The sequence below is a fragment of the Desulfosediminicola ganghwensis genome (genome assembly GCF_005116675.2).
GTDB classification, from domain to species: domain Bacteria; phylum Desulfobacterota; class Desulfobulbia; order Desulfobulbales; family Desulfocapsaceae; genus Desulfopila; species Desulfopila ganghwensis.
Genome location: NZ_CP050699.1, coordinates 4,988,540 through 5,008,760, shown reverse-complemented (window position 1 = coordinate 5,008,760; position 20,221 = coordinate 4,988,540). Strand labels below are relative to the sequence as shown.

At 46.2% G+C, this 20,221-nt stretch carries 18 protein-coding genes, 1 pseudogene and 1 riboswitch; of the genes and pseudogenes, 10 read left to right on the top strand and 9 right to left on the bottom strand.

Features of this window, described 5'->3' with window-relative positions; translation table 11 throughout:
* Positions 1-120: 120 nt before the first annotated feature.
* The 4 genes from FCL45_RS21550 to melA all read left to right on the top strand — a co-directional run bounded on the left by FCL45_RS21550 (position 121) and on the right by melA (position 4,324).
* Positions 121-1,119 (top strand): sugar ABC transporter substrate-binding protein, encoded by a 999-nt coding sequence (locus tag FCL45_RS21550; protein WP_136799730.1) that lies wholly within the window; start codon positions 121-123, stop codon positions 1,117-1,119.
* Between the two features lie 66 nt (positions 1,120-1,185).
* The gene (locus FCL45_RS21545) at positions 1,186-1,956 is read left to right on the top strand and encodes an ATP-binding cassette domain-containing protein (RefSeq protein ID WP_136799729.1); all 771 of its coding nucleotides are present in this window, start codon (positions 1,186-1,188) and stop codon (positions 1,954-1,956) included.
* 9 nt (positions 1,957-1,965) lie between these two features.
* Positions 1,966-2,931, top strand: coding sequence for an ABC transporter permease (locus FCL45_RS21540; protein WP_136799728.1), 966 nt, complete (start codon positions 1,966-1,968; stop codon positions 2,929-2,931).
* 31 nt (positions 2,932-2,962) lie between these two features.
* Positions 2,963-4,324, top strand: a complete 1,362-nt coding sequence (gene melA / locus FCL45_RS21535) for an alpha-galactosidase (RefSeq protein WP_136799727.1) — start codon at positions 2,963-2,965, stop codon at positions 4,322-4,324.
* Between the two features lie 160 nt (positions 4,325-4,484).
* Here melA and FCL45_RS21530 read toward each other — a convergent pair whose 3' ends face one another.
* Positions 4,485-4,940 carry a hypothetical protein gene (locus FCL45_RS21530; protein ID WP_136799726.1) on the bottom strand — a complete coding sequence of 152 codons (456 nt, stop codon included), beginning with the start codon at positions 4,938-4,940 and terminating at the stop codon, positions 4,485-4,487.
* Between the two features lie 182 nt (positions 4,941-5,122).
* Here FCL45_RS21530 and FCL45_RS21525 point away from each other — a divergent pair, with 182 nt between their 5' ends.
* Entirely contained in the window at positions 5,123-5,422 is a 300-nt protein-coding gene (locus FCL45_RS21525) for a hypothetical protein (RefSeq protein ID WP_136799725.1), read from the top strand.
* 217 nt (positions 5,423-5,639) lie between these two features.
* Here FCL45_RS21525 and FCL45_RS21520 read toward each other — a convergent pair whose 3' ends face one another.
* Together FCL45_RS21520 and FCL45_RS21515 are read right to left on the bottom strand one after the other, a co-directional pair.
* Complete coding sequence (locus FCL45_RS21520) at positions 5,640-6,530, bottom strand: DMT family transporter (RefSeq protein WP_136799724.1); 891 nt, start codon at positions 6,528-6,530, stop codon at positions 5,640-5,642.
* Between the two features lie 499 nt (positions 6,531-7,029).
* Positions 7,030-7,383: a Lar family restriction alleviation protein gene (locus FCL45_RS21515; protein ID WP_136799723.1), complete on the bottom strand. Its 354-nt coding sequence runs from the start codon at positions 7,381-7,383 to the stop codon at positions 7,030-7,032.
* Positions 7,384-7,508: 125 nt separating this feature from the next.
* Here FCL45_RS21515 and FCL45_RS21510 point away from each other — a divergent pair, with 125 nt between their 5' ends.
* On the top strand, positions 7,509-8,855 hold the full coding sequence (locus FCL45_RS21510; RefSeq protein WP_136799722.1) for a cation diffusion facilitator family transporter: 1,347 nt from the start codon (positions 7,509-7,511) through the stop codon (positions 8,853-8,855).
* A gap of 213 nt (positions 8,856-9,068) precedes the next feature.
* On the opposite strand, the gene FCL45_RS21505 is transcribed toward FCL45_RS21510, so the two are convergent.
* The 3 genes from FCL45_RS21505 to FCL45_RS21495 form a co-directional block, all read right to left on the bottom strand.
* A complete protein-coding gene (locus FCL45_RS21505; protein ID WP_136799721.1) occupies positions 9,069-10,076 on the bottom strand; it encodes a fatty acid desaturase in 1,008 nt (335 codons plus the stop codon).
* A 142-nt stretch (positions 10,077-10,218) separates the two neighbouring features.
* Complete coding sequence (locus tag FCL45_RS21500; protein ID WP_136799720.1) at positions 10,219-10,509, bottom strand: TIGR03905 family TSCPD domain-containing protein; 291 nt, start codon at positions 10,507-10,509, stop codon at positions 10,219-10,221.
* A 342-nt stretch (positions 10,510-10,851) separates the two neighbouring features.
* Positions 10,852-11,835 carry a GlxA family transcriptional regulator gene (locus tag FCL45_RS21495; RefSeq protein WP_136799719.1) on the bottom strand — a complete coding sequence of 328 codons (984 nt, stop codon included), beginning with the start codon at positions 11,833-11,835 and terminating at the stop codon, positions 10,852-10,854.
* A gap of 255 nt (positions 11,836-12,090) precedes the next feature.
* Here FCL45_RS21495 and FCL45_RS21490 point away from each other — a divergent pair, with 255 nt between their 5' ends.
* Positions 12,091-14,457 (top strand): molybdopterin-containing oxidoreductase family protein, encoded by a 2,367-nt coding sequence (locus tag FCL45_RS21490; protein WP_136799718.1) that lies wholly within the window; start codon positions 12,091-12,093, stop codon positions 14,455-14,457.
* A 299-nt stretch (positions 14,458-14,756) separates the two neighbouring features.
* Here FCL45_RS21490 and FCL45_RS21485 read toward each other — a convergent pair whose 3' ends face one another.
* Complete coding sequence (locus tag FCL45_RS21485) at positions 14,757-15,083, bottom strand: winged helix-turn-helix transcriptional regulator (protein WP_136799716.1); 327 nt, start codon at positions 15,081-15,083, stop codon at positions 14,757-14,759.
* A gap of 239 nt (positions 15,084-15,322) precedes the next feature.
* Between FCL45_RS21485 and FCL45_RS25425 the strand changes: the two are divergent.
* Positions 15,323-15,848: pseudogene (locus tag FCL45_RS25425) on the top strand (enoyl-CoA hydratase/isomerase family protein); the annotation flags it as partial.
* Between the two features lie 163 nt (positions 15,849-16,011).
* On the opposite strand, the gene FCL45_RS21475 reads toward FCL45_RS25425, so the two are convergent.
* Both FCL45_RS21475 and FCL45_RS21470 read right to left on the bottom strand, forming a co-directional pair.
* Positions 16,012-17,232 carry a surface lipoprotein assembly modifier gene (locus tag FCL45_RS21475; RefSeq protein WP_136799715.1) on the bottom strand — a complete coding sequence of 407 codons (1,221 nt, stop codon included), beginning with the start codon at positions 17,230-17,232 and terminating at the stop codon, positions 16,012-16,014.
* Between the two features lie 23 nt (positions 17,233-17,255).
* Positions 17,256-18,146, bottom strand: a complete 891-nt coding sequence (locus FCL45_RS21470; protein WP_136799714.1) for a transferrin-binding protein-like solute binding protein — start codon at positions 18,144-18,146, stop codon at positions 17,256-17,258.
* Between the two features lie 1,069 nt (positions 18,147-19,215).
* Here FCL45_RS21470 and FCL45_RS21465 point away from each other — a divergent pair.
* Positions 19,216-19,464, top strand: a complete 249-nt coding sequence (locus FCL45_RS21465; RefSeq protein WP_136799713.1) for a GlsB/YeaQ/YmgE family stress response membrane protein — start codon at positions 19,216-19,218, stop codon at positions 19,462-19,464.
* 355 nt (positions 19,465-19,819) lie between these two features.
* A riboswitch (TPP riboswitch) is annotated at positions 19,820-19,914 on the top strand.
* Positions 19,915-20,019: 105 nt separating this feature from the next.
* Positions 20,020-20,220, top strand: coding sequence for a sulfur carrier protein ThiS (gene thiS / locus FCL45_RS21460; RefSeq protein ID WP_136799712.1), 201 nt, complete (start codon positions 20,020-20,022; stop codon positions 20,218-20,220).
* Position 20,221: the final 1 nt, after the last annotated feature.

Sequence of the window (20,221 nt, the reverse complement as noted above, 5' to 3'; positions counted from 1 at the left end):
TCCTATACCATGCTGGGTATTCATTCATTTTAAATATTGGTGTGAAACAACTCCCTCTAGTATTTATTCGGCTGAAAATATTCAGAGTAAAACTTTTTTTTTAACTAAAGGGGGATAGCAATGGGATTTAGAAAAGCGAACGTATTCTTATCATTTTTGGCACTGTTGATTTTCAGCACCAATGCATTTGCGGGAACTGCACTTGAACAAAGCGGTAAAGGATTAAAAATCTGGTTCGATACTGGTGGACCCGTCGGAGGAACCTACAACACCATCGTTCAAAATGGTGCTCAGCAAGCGGCAACTGACCTGGGTTGCGATATCGAATTTATGTACTCCGATTGGAGTCCACAGAAAATGATCGAGAATTTTAAGAAGGCTCTTTCGGCAAATCCAGATGGAATTGTTGTTATGGGACACCCCGGCGACGACGCATTTGCACCTTTTGTCGAAGAAGCAGCTGGCAAGGGAATAATCGTAACTGCGGCCGATACTGAGCTCCCGGCATTAATCGAAAAATATCAGTCAACAGGATTTGGTTATGCCGGTGTCAGCAATTATGCTCGAGGCAAAGCCCTGGCTACCGAAGCGATTAATCGTTTTGGTCTCAAAAAAGGCAACAAAGCGCTTGTTTGGGGACTTAAAAGTCAACCAACTCGTGGTTTAAGCTCCAAAGCATTGATTGAAACTTTCGAGAAGGCTGGTTTAGAAGTTGATTATATGGAAATCACCCCGGAAATTGACAAAGATGCAAGCCTCGGCACCCCTGTTATCACAGCATACCTGTCTTCTAATCCCGACTGCGACATTGTGGTTACCGATCACGGCGCTCTCACTGCTCAACTTGAAAACTTTTTTCGTGCCGCTGGTGTTAAACCTGATGAGATCGTAGGGGCAGGATTTAGTTTGTCTCCTGCTACCGCATCAGCAATTAAAACAGGATATGTCGATCTCGTTGGAGACGGCCAGCCATACTTGCAAGGCTATCTTCCTGTAATGCAGATTGCTTTATCAAAGCGGTTTGGCTTTTCCGGCCTTGTTATCGAAACAGGTGGCGGATTTGTCCATGCGGACAACGTTGACCTTATCGCTCCACTTGCGAAAAAAGGTTTACGATAACAAACAACACAACTTGAATCAGATAAGGGGCAGAAATACTGTCCCTTATCTGATTCAAGTTGTGTTATGACAGAAGTTCTAAAGGCCGTTTCGATCAATAAGTCATTTGGCCCTATTCAAGCCCTGCAGGATATCAGTTTTTCCATTGATAAAGGGGAAATCGTTGCTCTCATTGGTGATAATGGTGCAGGAAAATCCACAATCATCAAGATTCTCTCCGGGGCATTACGCCCTGACTCCGGGAAGTTATTTATAAATGGCAAAGATGTAGACTTACGCAGCCACACCGTTCGATCAGCCAGATCGCTCGGTATCGAAACTGTTTATCAAGAACGATCTTTGGCAGAAAAGCAACCTCTATGGCGAAACGTATTCGTTGGCCGACATATCAAAAACAAATTCGGGTTTATCCAGGTACAAAAAGAAAAAGATCTCACCCTTGGCATGTTGAAAAATAGTATTGGCTTAAAAGGTGTTGGAATATCTTCAGAGGCACTTGTCGGTTCATTATCAGGTGGTGAGCGACAAGGTCTTGCCATCAGTCGAGCAATGTATTTTGACTCTCAGCTCACAATTTTAGACGAACCGACAACCGCTCTTTCCATTAAGGAAGTACGACGGGTGTTGGATTTCATTCGTTCAATTCCTGAAAAAGGTAATTCGGCCCTGTTTATTTCTCATAACCTGCACCATATCCATGAAGTTGCTGATCGTTTTGTATTTGTTAACCGTGGAAGAATTGTTCATCAATGTCATCGTAACTCTATGTCCGTGAATGAGCTTTTTGAAAAACTTGAAGAATTATCAATGGCACCAATCCATGAAGACGGGGTTTGAATCATTACTATGAAAATTGAAAACTCTCTCTTCAAATATAGATTTCAAATTGGCATATTGGGTCTTCTTATCAGTCTTCTCAGCCTTTTCATGTTTCTTAGCCCACAGACATTTATGCACCAGCGAATTTACGTTGCATTCATGTCAACTATTCCGTTCCCAACGCTTTTAGCCCTTGGCCTGACCCTTCTCATTATTGCCGGAGAACTGGATTTATCATTTCCCTCCATCATGGTCATTTCCGGTTTGAGCTTTTCTGTCGTTTTTGAGGCAACCGGATGGGCATCATTAGGATTTATTGCCGCCCTTGCCACAGGTGCTTTCGCTGGATTATGTAACGGCTTGATAGTTGTCAAAATTGGTGTTCCGGCAATCATAGCCACAATCGGGACACAATTTTTCTGGCGTGGAGCAAGCACCCTACTCGCAGATGGATTAGCCCTGAACCTCACCGAAGTCCGTGATACCACTTTTCACCACATCTTTGTCGGCCGTTTGTTCGATTGGATTCCAGCCCAGACTCTCTGGTGTGTTGCCCTGGCCGTTTTGTTCTGGTTTCTCCTGAATCGCCATGTCTTCGGTGACGATATTCGCTTTATAGGTGACGACATAAAGACCGCACAAATGATGGGTGTAGATACTGATAAGGTACGAATTTCACTCTTTGTCCTCATGGGGCTTATCAGCGCATTTACATCAGTAATGGTTTGCCTTGAAATGGCAAACTGGTGGCCGACTCAAGGTGAAGGTTATCTTCTGCTTGTCTTTGCGGCTATTTTTCTTGGCGGAACTTCTGTGTTCGGTGGGCAAGGTACTATCTGGGGAACTGTAATTGGTTCAGTAATAATTGGTATCATAGAGGCCGGCATTATCAGTGCCGGGCTATCAGGATACTGGACACGACTTGTCTATGGTCTGGTTATTATTGTGTCCGTGTCTCTCTATGCGGTAGCTTTCAAAACCAGGCGCATTTAAGACCCTGATTACAACAATTGATAATATTATAATGAAAAAAATCGCAATAATCGGTGCCGGTAGCACCATGTTCACCCGACAACTTCTCTCGTCACTGTACTGCCATAAAGAGCTTGCAGGATTACAGGTTGTACTGGAAGATATTGATACCAAAGCATTGCAAAGATCTTTTGATCTCGCCCGAAAAATGCTTGAGCAAGAAGGCCTCGATCCAAACCTTATCAGCGCTACAAACAATCCCAGAGAAGCTCTTTCGGGAGCGGATTTTGTGATAAATTGTATCCAGGTCGGTGGGCTGGAACCTTGGAAACTCGATGTTGAAATTCCACGTAAATATGGGGTTGATCAGGAAGTTGGTGATACCTTGGGGCCAGGTGGAATCTTTCGTGCTCTGCGTCACATTCCTGCAGTACTTTCAATCCTGGATGATATGGCAGAACTATGTCCAAACGCCTTGTTCATAAATTATGCCAATCCGCTTGCTCCACTCACATGGGCAGCAACAGAATACTCTGAGATCTCATCAATTGGGCTCTGTTATGGCGTAACCTATACGGTTGCACAGCTTGCGGGATATATGGGGCTTGGGCCATGGGTTGAACATCCACATAGTCCTGAAGATTGGGATAAACTCATGTATTCACCGATCCCGGATAATATTGATGTTACCTTTGGTGGAATAAACCACATGACATGGATTTTAAAAATCCTTGTTGATGGTATAGACAAAACAAATGAAATTGAAAAGATAATCCATCGAAAAGATATTTACGATGCAGATGGTGTACGTTGTGAGGTGTTTAAACATTTTGGTTACTGGTCCACTGAAAACCACTGGCATTTCACCGATTATGTCCCATATTTTCGAAAAAATGAGGCAATGATCAATAGGTACCTCCCTCGTCGTTGGAACCTGCTGCAGCTTGCCGAAACAATCCATCAGCGCGATAGCAAAAATATCCAGAGACAGCTTGATAGCACACTGCCAATCCGTGTTGAAAAGAGTGTTTTAAATGCTCCAAAAATAATACATGCGATGTGTACTGGCGAAGTTGCCAAGATAAACGGTAACGTAAAAAACAACGGTCTTATACCCAATCTTCCATCAGATTGTGTTGTTGAAGTACCAATTTATGTAGACAAAGGTGGTCTACACCCCACAGCAATAGGCGCATTGCCAACTCAATGTGCCGCCCTGAATAAGACAAATATTAATGTTCAGGAGCTTGTGGTTGAAGCTGCCCTCACAAAAAATCTTGATTCTGCGTTTCACGCCCTCTGTTTAGATCCGCTGACAGCTGCTTTATGTACCCTTGATCAAATTAAAGCAATGTTCGATGAACTGCTGGATGCACAACAACAGTGGTTAAAAGGATATTATACGAGAGGTTAGAGGTTAGAGGTGAGAAGGAGTAACTACTTGAAGCCCAAAAGTTTTTCTCTACAAGTCGATTACAATTATTCAAGGGGCAGCCTCCTGGCCAATCGGTCACATCTTACCCATCAAGTTTATCACCTCATCTTTTCGAGCTGAAGATTATGGGTAATCAGATTTAGTTTTGATCTAACGCTAAATTTTCTGATTTCCAATAATGATCTGTTGAGGTGCTTTTCAACTCTTCGGCAGCCTTGCAGAATTGTTCACTGACCAGCAAGCCTTCGGCAGTAAATAGACCGGTGGCGATACCATAAGCCACCAGCATTCTTTCATACCAATATCCCTGTCCGTTGGTAGGCTCTTTTTCTTTAACACTGTCAAATTTCTGAAAGGCTGCGATGAACTTCTCGCCATTCACCTCGAACCCGTCACAAATATCTGCCACGGCAGCTGCAAAAGCCAGTTTTTGCAGACTTATCTGCTGCTCATCGGTCAGGTAGCTCTGGGTCAGTATGTCAAGTCGCTCCCAGGCCGGGCTGATTTGGTCAAGGACGGGAAGTGGATCGTCTTCCGCCATGCTGCTGGTGGTTGAAATCAAGAGCAGGATGAGTAGAAGGTGTACAATTTTCATCGCAAGTCTCCTTTTGTTTATCATGATGTTATTTGACCGATCTCAATTATTGGCGGGCTTACATCCACTTGCTGTTTCTCTCTATACCGAATCCGTTTATTTCACTACAGCTTCAGGCGCCAGAAAGTGATACATCACCGTCGATATGGATACCGTCTCGGTGGTGACCGATGGTAGTGGTAATGATTCGGTGGACGACGATATTGCTTGTGATGATGATGTGGCGGTCGATAGTAGTGGTCGCGATTATTTTCGTGGTAGATAACAGATCCGGCAAGTGCGGCAGCGCCTACCACCACCATGGTTTTGCCTGGATCATGTTCGTAAGTGCCGCTGTGGGGGTTGTAACTGGTACAGCCGGCGCTCAAACCCAACAGTATAATAGCGGCAGAGGTCACGAAGAGCATGCCTGGGAAGATTTTGACAGTGGGAAGGATCTTCATGGGGTCCTCCATATGGATCTGGTGGTGTTGTTGAGATAAGGTCTTTACTGGAGGAAAACGTATGGACCTGGTGGGAGAAGGTCAAGGTGAGGGAGAGATTTGTTTTCCCAAGATGGGCAGGAAACGATAAGAGTTCTCTAATCGTTTTCGAGTTCCGTCCTTATCCTGGCACGTTATTCCTCTTCCCTGTCATGCGAGGGTCTAGATAGTGACAAGATAACGTGCATTAGGCTTTGCCTGTGACAGGGCTACCTTTTCAAGTAGTGATTGATGCGTTTTGATTTTGATGCGTGACTCTGTTTTCCAGAACTGTTTTGGCTATACCGCTGGCAATGATGAACATACAGCCTGCCATCTGCATGGGACTGAGTGTCTCATGAAACATGGTCCAGCCAAAAATCACCACCGCCACAGGTTCGCTGTAGGCAATGGTTCCGAAAACCGCTACAGGTAAACGGCTGAGGGCAATAATGGCGAACAGAATTGCCAGAAAGCCCGGGAAAAAGCCGATGGCCAGCAGCCAGCCACTTTGCCCTATATTCACCTCATCAAGAGAAAAGATAACCAGTGGTATCATCACGCAACCGCCGACAAAAAGCTGCCAGAAGGTGCGGGTATAGACATGAATGCCTGGGTCGATGATCCGGTTGATGAGGATAAAGCCTGCATAGCACGTCAGAGCCAGAACCCCTAAACCGATGCCGATGAGCTCGTCGCTACCTTGAGTGATATCGATCCTGAACTCCATCATCATCGCAAAACCGAAGAGTGCAATGCAAATCAGGCCAAGTGCGGCTTTGTTCAGCCGCTCTCCGAGAAAGAAATGGGCCGTAATTGAGGCCGCAAGCGGGGCCAGATAAATCAGCATAATTGCGTTGGCCATGGAAGTGTAATTCATGGCCTGAACATAAAAGATAATAAACCCTGCCAGAAAACCGCCATTGACGATAACTGGCCAGGAGGGCCAGACTCTCGCCAGTCGAATTTTTCCGACAGCGACCAGGAAAAGCAGCATGAAGGCGGAGCCCAGAATCAGCCTGAAAAAGGTTATGATTTCGGCGGACAGGCCAGTATGTTTGGAAAATACCCCGATAGTCCCCATCAGGATTGCGGATAAAAAAGCGTAGAGAAATGCAGCACTATTCATAAAAAATCACATTAAACAAAAGGGTCAGAGCAATATCAAAAACTACCCCATCAAATATGTCCCGGTACCGGCAGCAACAATCGAACGTGTATCACTTACCCATTCCGTCCGTACTACTGCAACGTTGTTTCCTTCAGGTAGTGCAGAGCCTGTAGCAATAAAGTGCTTACCCTTTCCACCCCTGAGGTAATCAACTCCCAGATCAATGGTTCCTACCTCTCAGAGGCGCCCGGGTATTCAACCAGATCTTTGTTCCCCTGCCATTCCGGGGCATTGCCGTGTGTATTGTCGAATGAGTGAAAATATGTAGGGCACAAACATCTTTATTCCAGCAAAAGAACAAAATCAAGTCTATAGCCAATGATTTCATTTTCCAGGGCCGGTACAATTCCATGGGGCGCTGATCAATAATATTTCAGGGACAGACCTCAGGCTGCTGTAGCAGCACGTTGGCCTGTTGGCAGCGGTGTCTTTTGGGTATGATATCGATTCCTCTGACCTATATGCTTGGCTTCATCCCCTCCAGCCATGCATCAATCTCGGCCAGGCTTTGCAGGACCTTTTTAAGCTGTTGGTCTTGAACTTCGGCATGTCCTTCAACAATGGCATCCTTGAGCGCATCTTTTACTGTCAAAATTGCCTTCAGGGGGATAGCACGAGAATTCCAGGCTGCAGCAGCTTCCTCCTTGCTCTTGAACCAGGCATCAATCCAACCCTCTATGAAGCAACCGTCATTTGCACACCCAGGATTAAATCTTGAGTGAGACCCGCCAAGAGCCGGAACTTCATGAAACTCATAAAGCTTTGCCTCACTCCCGCAAAAGGGGCAGGGGCTCAAACTGAATGTTGTCATATTTAATGCTCCTCTTTGGTTTGGCCTTTTAGCTCAAACCTCACCCGCCCATAAGTCCTGGGCAGCCCAGAATTGCAATCTTTTTTGCCGATTGGGATAATAGGTGCAGTAGCAGGTTTTCTCTCATGCCGAATTTGACTCAAGGTGATAGGGCGACGATTGACGTAATCCTCCTGGGTATGCGCCATTCGGTCCAGCCCCAATTTCTTAAGGGAAGCCTCATGGAGATTTCAGAGAAAACAGCTTTCCTTTCTATTTTAGCGAACTTCATTCTTGTGGCCATTAAAATCATTGTCGCACTATTTTCGGGTAGTCTGGCGGTTAAAGCTGATGCTCTGCATTCAGTGACAGATGTTATCTCATCTGTTGTCATTTTGATCGGTATCAAGATATCAAAGCGCCGCTCTCGTCATTTTCCATACGGACTTTATAAAGTTGAAAACCTTATAGCCATGGGTACCTCTCTGCTCATTGCAGTGGCAGGCTATGAAATCGGCAGAGAGGTTTTTTCTGCTTCACCACGTGACTTACCAACAAATATCCCCCAGGCAATTGCAGGGATTTCTCTCACTATCTGCATAGCTTTTCTTTTTTCCTGTTATGAATTGCGAAAGGGGAGAGAAGCCCTGTCGCCAAGCCTGGTGGCTGACGCGCAGCACATTTTGTCTGACGTGTTCTCTTCTCTGGTAATTCTGACAGCACTTATCGGCAGCGCCTCAGGCTTTAATATAGACCGATACTGTGCGGTGATTGTCATCTTCTTTATTGTGCGCTCTGCGGCTTCCATTTTCATTAATTCGATGCGGGTTCTTCTGGATGCTTCTCTTGACTATGACACTATGACCCGGATTCGTGAACTGGTCCTCTCCGATGCCCGGGTAAGGAAAATCAACGGATTGTGGGGGCGGAATGCAGGGAGATACAAGTTTGTCGAGCTTGATCTGACTCTGTGCGTGAAAGACCTGGAGAAAGGTCACAGGATAGCTGAGGAAATTGAAAACAGGATTAAAATGAACATTAAGCAGGTAGATCGGGTGCTCATCCATTACCAGCCTGAGGTTCATGATCATTTTGTGCTGGCAGCACCATTACAAACGGACCGCAAGACTCTGTCAGAACATTTTGGCGGGGCGCCTCTGTTTCATATTCTTCATTTTACCCTTGATACCGGAAGAGTTACCGATGAGCATGTTCTGGTAAATCCCCATGCAAATGAGGAGAAAGGCAGGGGAATAAAAACAGCCAACTGGCTATTACGATCCGGAATCGACATTTTGATTACAAATCACGATCAGACCGGTAAAGGTCCGGCCCTTGTATTCGGTAATGCGGGGGTGGAAATTCTTCTTACCAGAGAAACACAGGCAGCGGTTGCGATGAACTCGGTCAGAGAAAACATCCTTACGGAGTTAACTGACTATCAGGGCGCTGAATATAAGGAATATGCTACCGGCTCACAATTGGCAGGCTGATCGGGCGGGATTGGCCTTAGGGTTTTTCCAGGGCATTTTTGAATGAATACTGAAATTATGCTACATCACAATCTTCCACCTTTGGTCGGGGTGGCTCTGCTGCTGGTGGCGGATCTCACACTTGTAGATATTTTCAAGTACTGTGGTATTTACTGATGCCCTTTGGAATTAAGCACTTCGAATCCCACTTACCTGCTGACCTTGATCTCTTTATTAAAGGTCAGAATTTTTCATGATTGACCTGGCTTCTGCAAAACTTATCAGAAGGCCACTTTGCTCATCCCAAAGACTCAGGGAGAGATTTCGCAAGCCACTCAAGAATGGGATCGGATCAATTTCCTGCAATGCCGGGACTTCATCAAAACACTCTTTCAGCCTGTAGTTAGGGATGCGGGGGGCGAGGTGATGGATGTGGTGGTAGCCGATATTGCCACTGAGCCAACGCAGGAAAGAGGGCAACATATAGAACGAAGAGCCCTCCATGGCTGCCTTGAGACGATTCCATTCACTGTTATGGGACCAGTAGACATTACGAAACTGATGCTGAACATAAAATAGCCAGACGCCAAGCATGCTTGCTCCCAGCATCATGGGCAGAAAGATGAGAATCACAGCTTTCCAGCCGATTGAGACTACCAGGCAGGTTATGAGAAACAGGAGCATGCAATCAGTAAAGAGTACACTCTGCATCTCCCGGGCACGGAATCCTTTTGAGGGAAACCTGTTGAGGATGAGGAAGAGAAATGGTGCTGAGACAAAAATTATCACCAACGGGTTTCGGTACAGTCTGTAGCGAAATCTGGTCCATTTTTCAGCCTGACGGTATTCATCCAAAGTCATGAGCCATATATCACCAATACCCCTTTTCTCAAGGTTTGCCATAAATCGGTGATGCAGGGCATGGGTTCGCTGCCAGTCAAAGTACGAGGTGAAGGTCAGGATGCCGAGTATGTGGCCAAGCCAGGAACAGGCCCTGCGGGATGTAAAGTAGGAAGTGTGGCAACAGTCGTGAAAAATAATGAAGATCTGTACGACAATAGGGGCTGTACACAATGACAGGGGCAAAATGATCCAGAAAGGGACCTGATAATGCACAAATACAATCAACAGGGTGACGGAAGTAAAGTATATCCCTAAGGCAACGGTTGTCTGTACAAGAGATCTCCTGGTACTGGGAAGGGTATAACTATTCAGCACCTTATGCAGCTCAACTTGTTCCATCGAAAAACTCCTGAATATTCAGTGGTACAAGAAAATTGTATAAAGAACCTCTGTCTGATTATAGCAAGTATGGGGTAAAAGTGTAGATAAGGCCGACACACTTTCTTTTCTGTCGTATCGGCCTGTTTTCGAATATCGGGAGTTACATCGCCATTTTCAACTTAGGCTGATCAGAACTTTCTTCGAGAATGCCTGCTTTAACATCTTCAAGCGCATTGGTCAGCTGGTCGGGGCATGAGGTTGTTTTTCTACCGCAGGTGATGCCTTTAAGACGGGTAATCACTTCATCGATCTCCATACCTTGGACGAGGTTGGCAATACCGGTGAGGTTGCCTGGACATCCGCTGGTGAATGAGAGATTTTTCAGGGTGGTTCCTTCGATTTCGAACTCAATCAGTTTGGCGCAAACGCCGGTTGGTTTGTAGCTGTACATCTGGGAATAGTTCCTTTCATTGTTGGACGGTTTCCTCAGTTCCCCTGGAGCTGAAAGGACCGTCTCTGTGCTATGATAAATGATTCATGAAAAAGGCGAGAAGTGCAACTATATCGTTGGAATTGTAAGCCTTTCGGATAAATCGGTGCAGAGTATGAATTACTGGCAAAACTGTGTTTATTACCACATTGCGCGGAAAAACGCACCATTTGAGGGATTTTGTCAGGAGCCGGCAGGGATGCTGAGCCCCCGGGCACTTGCTGCAACGTAGATTAATGCAAAGCAATAGCCTGCAGCATTCTGTTTGTTTCCATTCTCTGCAGTTGGCTCACACCTTCCAATTCACCGCTCTTCCAGCATTAAAAACCTGCTTCTATATTCCTTAGGCGATAAACTTGTATGGCGTTTGAAGAGTCGACGAAACGCGCTGCTGTCTTCATAACCGATACAGCGGCTTATTTCCTCGATGTTGTCCAGTGAGTTTTCCAGCCGATCCCTGGCACTCTGAACTCGTAATTTTTGCAGGTAGTTCAAAGGGGATTCGCCGGTGGCGTTTTTAAATCGTCTTTTAAAGTGGCGTGGGCTCAGGCAGACAAACTCCGCTACCTGATCGATGGATATTGAACGGGCAAGATGATCACGCATAAACCGTTCAGCTTTGAGTATATCGGAATCTTTATGATTTTCGGTGAACTGACAGGTGGCGTATGGCGTTTGACTGTCATTATTCGGGTCGACCAGTATTGCCTTGGCGCAGGCTGAGGCGAGTTTGCTGGTGCCCTCCCGTCGGATGATCCTGAGGGCGAGGTGCATCAGGGCGCTCATGGCCCCAGAGCAGATTATATTGTCCTGTTCGGTGAGAATTTTGCCGATCTGCAGATCGACCTCCGGATAACGGAACCGGAACTTTTTTTCAAACTGCCAGTTGGTCGTGGCCTGCCTGCCGTTCAGTAAGCCTGTTTCGGCCAGCAGGAATGATCCTGTGCAGATTGAAGCCACAGTGGTTCCTGAAGCATGCTGTTGCTGTATGAATTCGATGGTTGGAGAGTTATGCAGGCTGCCTGAGTCGGGGATTGGAAACAGTGCAGGGATGATCAGGTAGTCTGATTGTACTGCGTCGGTGAAAGCGAATTGTGGCAGGATTTGCATACAATTGCTGCAGGTGACGGGGTTGCCATCTGCAGTGACGATCTTTGTTACAAATCTGTTGTCTTTGCTTTTGGTGAGGGTGCGATGCCAGACGTTGGCGATGGCAAAGGTGTCGACCATATTGGAAATGCTGGAAGAAAGACAGCCGTCTGTGGCAAGAATCGTGATCATTTTCATAGAGAGGAAGTAGGCGAAGTTTGAGACTGTTTTATGGCCGGTTTTGCACGCAATATGTCACATATGCCTCTTTCACAAAAAATTCGCAAAGTGTATTTTACGTTTACGTTAAAAGTGTAGCACGGATACTCCGGGAAGGTAATGTTTGTAGTGAAAAACAAATGATTAAATATATTCAATACAAATAGATAACTGTTCGCTTATCGAGGATTGGCAAATGCGGCAATCCGACCAATTTCAGATTTGAGGTGAGAGATGAGTAGATGGCTGCCCACGAGCTGTGCATTATGCGCACAGAATTGCGGTTTACTGGTGAAGGTGGAAAACAACCGGATTGTAAATGTGAAAGGGGATCGGGACAATCCACGCAGTGCCGGCTATCTCTGTCGCAAAGGCCAGAATATAGCAAATTTCCAGCATCATGCGGAACGATTGACCAAACCGTTGAAAAAGACTGCGGAAGGATTTGTTGAGATCTCCTGGGAACAGGCTTTGACTGAAATAGGTGCGAGGCTCCGCAGCATTGTCGGTACCCATGGCCCGCGATCCTATGCATTTATGGGTGGTGGAGGGCAGGCCAATCATTTTGAGGCGGCTTTTGGTACTTCACTTATGCGGGGGCTAGGCTCGCACTATCACTATAATGCGCTGGCTCAGGAGCTGACCGGTTTTTTCTGGTGCGCAGGCAGGATGCTGGGTAGGCAGAACAGGTTCCCAATACCGGATGAACATCAAGCGGATATGCTGGTCGGTATCGGCTGGAACGGCATGGAGAGCCATCAGATGCCCAGAGCGCCCCTGGTGATACGGGAATTTGCCAAAAATCCTGATAAGCTGCTGGTTATCATCGACCCAAGGGAGTCGAGGACGGCCAAAGAGGCGAACATCCATGTCCCGCTTCGGCCGGGCACGGATGCCCTGTTTACCAGAGCCATGATTGCTATAATTTTGCAGGAAGGGTGGGAGGATAGTGAATATCTCGATAATTTTTGTACCGGCTTTGAAGAGATCCGTGGCTGGTTTGAAAATTTCGATATTCATAAGGCGCTCGAGGTATGTCACGTTGATTTTGAACAGGTGCGAAATGTCTGCCGGGAGATGACCAGCAGATCCTGGTGTCTGCATTTTGACCTCGGTGTTTACATGAACAGGCACTCTACGCTTGCCACCTATCTGCATATGCTGTTGCTGGCAGTCTGCGGCAGATTTTGTGTGCCCGGCGGTAATGTCATCCCTGGCGCGGTAATGCCGATTGGCAGCCATAGCGATGAACGGCTGGCCAGGACCTGGCGCACTGTCGAGACGGATTTTCCCGCTATCTTGGGTTGCTTTCCGCCCAACGTGATGCCTGAGGAGATCCTCTCCGGAAAAGATGATCGGTTGCGGGCTGTGGTGGTAAGCTCTTCAAATCCAGTACGTTCTTATGCCGACACGAGTGCTTATGAGAAAGCTTTTAAAGAGCTTGATCTACTGGTGACTGTGGAGATAACCATGAGCGAGACTGCTGAGTTATCTGATTACGTTTTACCTGCCCGAACTGCATACGAGTCATATGATGCATCATTTTTCACCTGGAATTACCCTGAAATCTTTTTTCAGATGCGCCATCCAGTGGTGGAACCAGAGCCGGAAACCAGGGAGTCGGGCACTATTCTTGCGGCGATCGGCAAGGCGGCAGGGTTGTTACCTGAATTACCGGACTACCTTTACGAAGCAGGTGAAAAAGATCGTTTGGAATACACCATGGCACTTCTTACCTGGCTCCAGCGAAACCGCAAGTACTCGAAATTGATGCCACTGATCATTGCCGAAACCAGGAAAAAAGGATCGGAGTCGATAAACCTCGACGCGCTCTGGAGTTTGTTTCTGGTTTCTCCACCAAGCCTTAAAAGGAATGTTGCCAGGGCCGGAGTTGTTTCTTCTTCAAAATTTGGAGCATTTGGAAATCTGCGAAAGATATTAAGAGCCGTAAGAGGGGTTATCAACTATCGTTCCGTTGCCCCGCTGGCCATTCTTACCCCCCAGGTCTCTTTTGCTGAGAAATTGTTCAATAAAGTTGTCGAAAGTCCTTCAGGACTATGGCTCGGCAAATCAGGTGATGACAATATTGCGGAACTGATGACCAAAGATAAAATGGTTAATCTCTATATTCCGGAAATGGCAGAGTGGATAAAAGAGATCCAGCCGGAACTGGAAGAGAAGGCACTGCAGCAGGATGCTGACTACCCATTTGTTTTAAACGCCGGCCGCCATAAGCCTGAAAATGCCAATACCCTGATGCGCAAGCCGGATTGGAATGAGGGGCGTAGAACTTGTACGCTGGCGATGAACCCGGTGGATGCAGAATCATTGGGCATCGTTGATGGCGAGACGGTCAAAGTCATCACCGAAGCGGGTCAGGAACGTATTGAGTTGGAGGTAACAGGGGAAGTACGTCAGGGGCAGGTGTTGATTCCCCATGGCTTCGGACTCAAATATCGCGGTGAAGTACACGGTATCAATGTGAATCGTCTGACCAAAAACACCCATCGCGACAGGCTGGCTGCAACTCCATTGCACCGTTATGTCCGTTGTCGGGTTGAGAAGGTGGGGGAAGGCACGTTGGATGTTGGAAGGCCGTGAGAGGTGAGAGGGGAGAAGGGGGTTGGATGGTGGACGTGAGATTTAGGGTACTTCTGCCCTCTAACTTCTAAGCTATGACCATAAGGAAAAATTCGATGAAAAAACATAACTGCGAAAACTGCAGATTCAGAGCGAGGTACGATAATAACCCAAAGTCATTGCTGGGACGCCTGTGGCACTGGCACATTGGTTGGTGCCCAGGCTGGAAACGCTATCTGAACGCGTTACCGGAAGAGAACCGGGCAGATGTCGTTGAGAGGTATAAGAGGGTGTCTGACAAGTAAAGAGATTAAAGGGCATTACAGCTCAAAGTGTTTTCTGCCCCAGTCACGCATCAGCGTTATTATCTCCCGCAGACTCTCTCCACACTCGGTCAGCGAGTATTCCACTTTGGGCGGTACCTCCGCATAGACCTTGCGCGAGATGATTCCGTCAGCTTCCAGTTCACGGAGCTGTTTGGTCAGCATGTGCTGGGTTATTCCCGGCATCATCCGCTTCAATTCACCAAAACGATATGTCTTCTCCAGTAAATGGTAGAGCATAACCCCTTTCCATTTTCCACCAATCAATTCCAAAGTTGCCTCAACCGGGCATCCCTGGTTGCATTTATATGTGTCGTGACGCATTGATTTTCCGCAATAGTATGTTTTTTGATACTACGTAATTAAATTATGCCTACTTGCACGTCAAGCATGTACTTCCTATACTTCATGTGGTCAACAAATAACCGTTATGCTCACTCGGCAGAGGAGGGTGCAGGGTTGGGTATGATCTGAATTTGTTGGGTGAACAATCTGCAGAGTGGAACTGTCGCCTGGAAATTTGAATTATTTATATTTCACAAAAAAGATGTAAGGGGGAGCAGATGAATTACCAAGGGTTTACGACATTCAAGGCTGAACAAAAAGATGCAATTCTCACCGTCTCTTTTGATTATCCGCCGGTAATTATTCAGGGCATTCCAATGCTTGACGACCTGAATCGCCTGGCCGATACTGCTTGAGGCAGATCGCAGTGTCAAGGTCGTGGTGTTTCAGTCTGTGCACCCTGAGATTTTCGTGGCACATGCCGACACAAATTTTTTGAAGGATATGTCGACCAAAGCGGTCTCCCGTGAAGAAGTTGAGCTACTCTATCTGCAGACCACGCTGGAGAGAATCAGTAAACTGCCCCAGGCCACCATTGCCAAAATCGAGGGGTTTGCGCGGGGTGGCGGTCACGAATTTGCCCTGGCCTGCTATATGCGTTTTGCCGCTCGCGGCAAGGCGAAGTTTATGCAGATGGAGGTTGGCATGGGCATTCTGCCCTGCGGCGGTGGCGCTTCACGCATGGCACGGCAGGCCGGGCTTGGCAGGGCCCTGGAAATCATTCTGGGCGCACGGGATTTTGACCCATCCAACCCCATTCTACTGAATGATTTCCGGGGGCTTGCCAGAAAAACAGCCGGGCCGGCTGAGGTAAACCTTGTGTAATGCTCTGGTGCGGGATGGATCAGTGGCGTGGTTGATGTTTCAGGGTGAATCAGAGTTCTCACCGTGATTCATAAAGGCAGGATTATCTGGTGAAGTTTGTGATGAGCGCAACCTTGGAGTAGTTGTAGTAATCTATGTTGGAATAGTTCTCCTGATAGGCGATACCAACTTCAGGGGTATAGCCGAATATCTGCAGGTTGCTTTTAACTATTGAAAAGCTGATCTTGATAATATCATCGTCTCGGGTTTGTCCCCAGAAAGGATCGGTTCCCTGGTAGGTACGTTTGCCGAAAGACAACGATGGGCGGAGTTCCAGGGAATCAATAATGGAGTAATAGAGAGTCGCACCTATTGAGCCCCCGTAATATGTATAGGCCTTTTCATCAGTGTGGGAACCTTCGAGATAGAGATCCGCAGTCCAGCGGATCTTCCCGAAGTTTCTGGTGCTAAGGCTGGTTGTGAGAGTTGTATTGACCGCATCGAGATAACTTGCGTCTATGACTTTGAGATAGCCTAGTTCGAAGTCAAATTTAAGGTCGTAATTTAAAAACTTATTTGGCGAATATATGATATTTCCATATGGGTATTCATAAAAATGATCACCAGCGTAGAAGTTTTCATTGAGCCCTGCCTTAAATCGCATTTCAGGAAATGCTGGAGGTGTAACCTGAATTCCCACGTTCGCGCCGAATCTATCGAAATCACCTCCTTCATAATCGGTAAAAAAAGCGTCTACATATGTGACCAACCAGTTATCATCGAAATGGGCACGGGCAGCTCTCAGTGAATAATTGATTCCCCAAATTTGTTCATTATTCTCAGGCTCAATAACCTCCATGGGCTGTCCCAGGATGGTAATAATTTTTTTGTCGGTGAAATTACAGGGGTTGCTGTCACTTACCAGGGCGAAATCGAGGTGTACAAAGCCAAGTCGTGAGTCTATCTCATCAAGATAGACATCAATGTTTCTTCTGACGGCCCAGGGGATGTTCGGCCTGTCCAGTACGCTGTTAAAGAGTTCTCTCGCTGATCGGTATTTGTGATCCAGGTAGAGAGCCCTGGCCAGTTCGAGCTGAACCCGAGGGCTTGGTGATTGCTGGGCCAGGGCCTGAAATATCTGAACTGCGGATTCGGTGTTCCCCTTGTTGAGCTCCACAAGACCAACCTCAAAGAGAACCTGCAGTGGGTCTGTTGCGTCAGATTGGAGAACTACCTTTTGCGCGGCGACAGCAGATGCTGGAAAAAAGAAGCCTCCGCTTCCCAGTAAAAGCATAGCCAGAAAAAAGAGGCTTTTGAATGTCATAGAGCAAATTTCAATTTATTGACTTATTTTACTGCTCCAAAGCTACCAACATATCCTGAATCGCCTGATGTGCTAACCAATGAGAAAACTCCACCGGCTTCCTCAGCATTTGGCCCGTAAAACTTTCCTTCTGCACCGCCTGTAAGTCCATTATCCGTCGTTAATTGCCCTGAAAATTTATTGGATCCCTCACTAATACTTAAGGTATTTTTGGTTATATCAAGGTCTGAAGCATCGGTGAATCCACCAGTATCGGCCAAATTGTACTTTTGAGTATTACTTGTAGTGAAGGTTACATTTCTATTCTCGAAATCTGCGGTAAGTTCCAAATCACTTTGCGTAAGAAACGGATCGTCATATCCCGTATCTATATAAAAACCAGTTGTTGATCCATTAAATGTCGCACTTCCTGTCGAGGGGATTGCGCTGTCAGGCGTTAGTGTACCTATTGTGATTGCCTCAAAAGACCTGTTGGAATCGTCAACTTTGTTAAACCATATACCAAAAGTCTGATAGTCGAAGCCTGCATTATATGGATCTGAAAATGCTCCCAGCTTGGATCTATCGTCGCTTAAAACAAGTATCACTGAATTATCTGTGATAGGGTTTATTGTGCCGGAATTATCATTCCAATCAATGGTTCCCTTAGGGGTGGTGACTGACACACTTTGCACATCGCCATTGGAATTATATTCAATTTCTGCTGTGGAATTAGAGCTGATACCTTGGTCTGTAACGGTAACAGTACCGTCACTTATCTCAACATCAAATCCGGCGGATAATCCTGATTCAGAAAAAGGTTGGGGGGCTATGTCATTGGCTGTATCGGTTGAACTGCCGCCACCGCCACAACCTGTCAGAGTCAAAAGGCCCAAGCTGCAGCTAACAACTGAGAAAGCCTGTAAAAGTTTCATTTCATATTCTCCCTCTGTTTTATTTGGGTGTTTCTATTTTCCACGGTCCTTTTAAGGTCTTTGGGGGTGCAAGAGCAATGGAGGTTTTGGCGGATAATGCTCTCTTTATATTGTAGTTCGTGTAAATAGTCGTAGATGCTCTTGATAATAGTTAGGTGTAGTTATATTTATAACAAATTGATGTAGTGTCAATGTAAAATACGGCCTACTTGTTAAACGGATTTAAGTTGTTAGGCAACTATCGCTTGAATTGCCTCGAATTGCAGGTGGTTTGATGGTTGTGTAAGTGACGGAAAAATTTTAAAAAAAAATTATATTGCGATTGAACCTCAGATTACGATTTGTGATGGGAGATGAAAGGGGGGGAGGAAGGACTACATCACCGCCATCTTTGGTTGCAACGATTTTACGATGTAACATTCAGCGTATGAAGTGAAGAACAGATTGAATTCAATGTTCACGGTGTAATCGCCTGCCATCTCACGCCTAACTCCTGACCAGCTTTTGCTGAGCTTCAGAGCTAATCTGAAAAATATCAAGAGAGGTATCGCACGACAGGTCGAAAATGTGGTGTGGTTCGTGGCATGTATTAAGGGTCTATTATTAGAAAGGCTCTGGATAATCGAAATTGGGCCCATTGGTGTCATACCGTCAGATTCGAAGTGTGAGACACCCGGAGCCAAAGCTGGTTTCTGGCAATTGAAGACATGACTCGGTAAAAAAGGCCCGTTGAAATAATTTTTCTTTACTGCATCATTACCGGTGTTACTCCTCCTCCGGAGTGGCTCTAGGTTATGTAATATAGCAATCTCATAGTATTATTTCTCGATATAGGCTGGTGGCAGGGAATTGCAGTGTTTTATCAAATGTGCACTGGCCGATTCTGCCACTGGGGTATGACAAATGCCTGCTGGACATGAGTGAAAGCGTTTTTAATGTTAGGCTATGTGGGCAAGCTTTTGCTCTTTCGTGATAATAGCAAGATGGGACTTGTCGAGACGTGAGTCCTCTACATCTATTTCGAGAAGTCATTTCAAATGAAAGTGGTGCTAAATTATGGAGGCAGGATATGGGTATTCTCTCTTGGGTTTTCCTTGGCCTGGTTGTGGGCTTGTTAGCGAAATTTATTATGCCGGGGGCTGATCCCGGTGGCTTTATCGTAACAATTATTATCGGAATTGTAGGTGCCTTTGTGGGTGGCTTCATTTCAACCAGGCTTGGCTTCGGCACCGTAACCGGTTTCAACTTCTCCAGCTTGCTCATAGCTACTGGTGGTGCCGTTTTATTACTTTTAGGGTATCGAATGATAAAAAAATAGCTTGTCGTAGTTGCCGGTTCATTCACACATCAATGTGATGCCCCACGCCTCACTCCCGGCCAGTGGTTGCTGGTTCTCAGGGGTAATCAGAAAACATTTTGATGTATATACAGGCTCTTAATCAATGTTATGATAAAGGGCCTGTTTTTCTTTGTAGTTATAATTTAGAAAATTTTATGCGTTACAATTCAGAGAGAGTTGGAGGGGCCATGGATCCATATCCATGGCCCATTTTGGGTTAAAATTTTAAGTTTGTTGAAACAAATAATTGTAAGCCAGTCCAATTTCGCTCATCAATTTGTGTCAGTTTTTTTCGAGCTTTCTTTTGCTCTATACAGTAATAAACAAGCTACATTTCAAAGAACAGGGGTGCCCGTGGATTACGAGCTGAGATTATACCCTTAACCTGATCCGGGTAATGCCGGCGTAGGGAATCATTGTTTTTCTCCACCTCCTCCCCCCCCCTCGATTTGAATTGTGTTGGTCTCTGTTTTTCGCCTTTTGCGGCAAAGTTTGTAAGCTATTAACATTCAGCACAATGAATAAGAGTAAATCATGCACGTTGTAATTAATGATCAGAAGTATGCGCTGGCCGAAGAGGCCACCGTAAAGGATGCTCTGCATTTGCTGAATATGACGGAAGAAGGTCTCGCTGTAGCCGTCAACTATGCAGTTATCCCCAAGAATAATTGGCCAGTCCATGTGCTGTCTGACGGCGATGTGGTAATGCTTGTTATGGCGACTCAGGGGGGCTGAG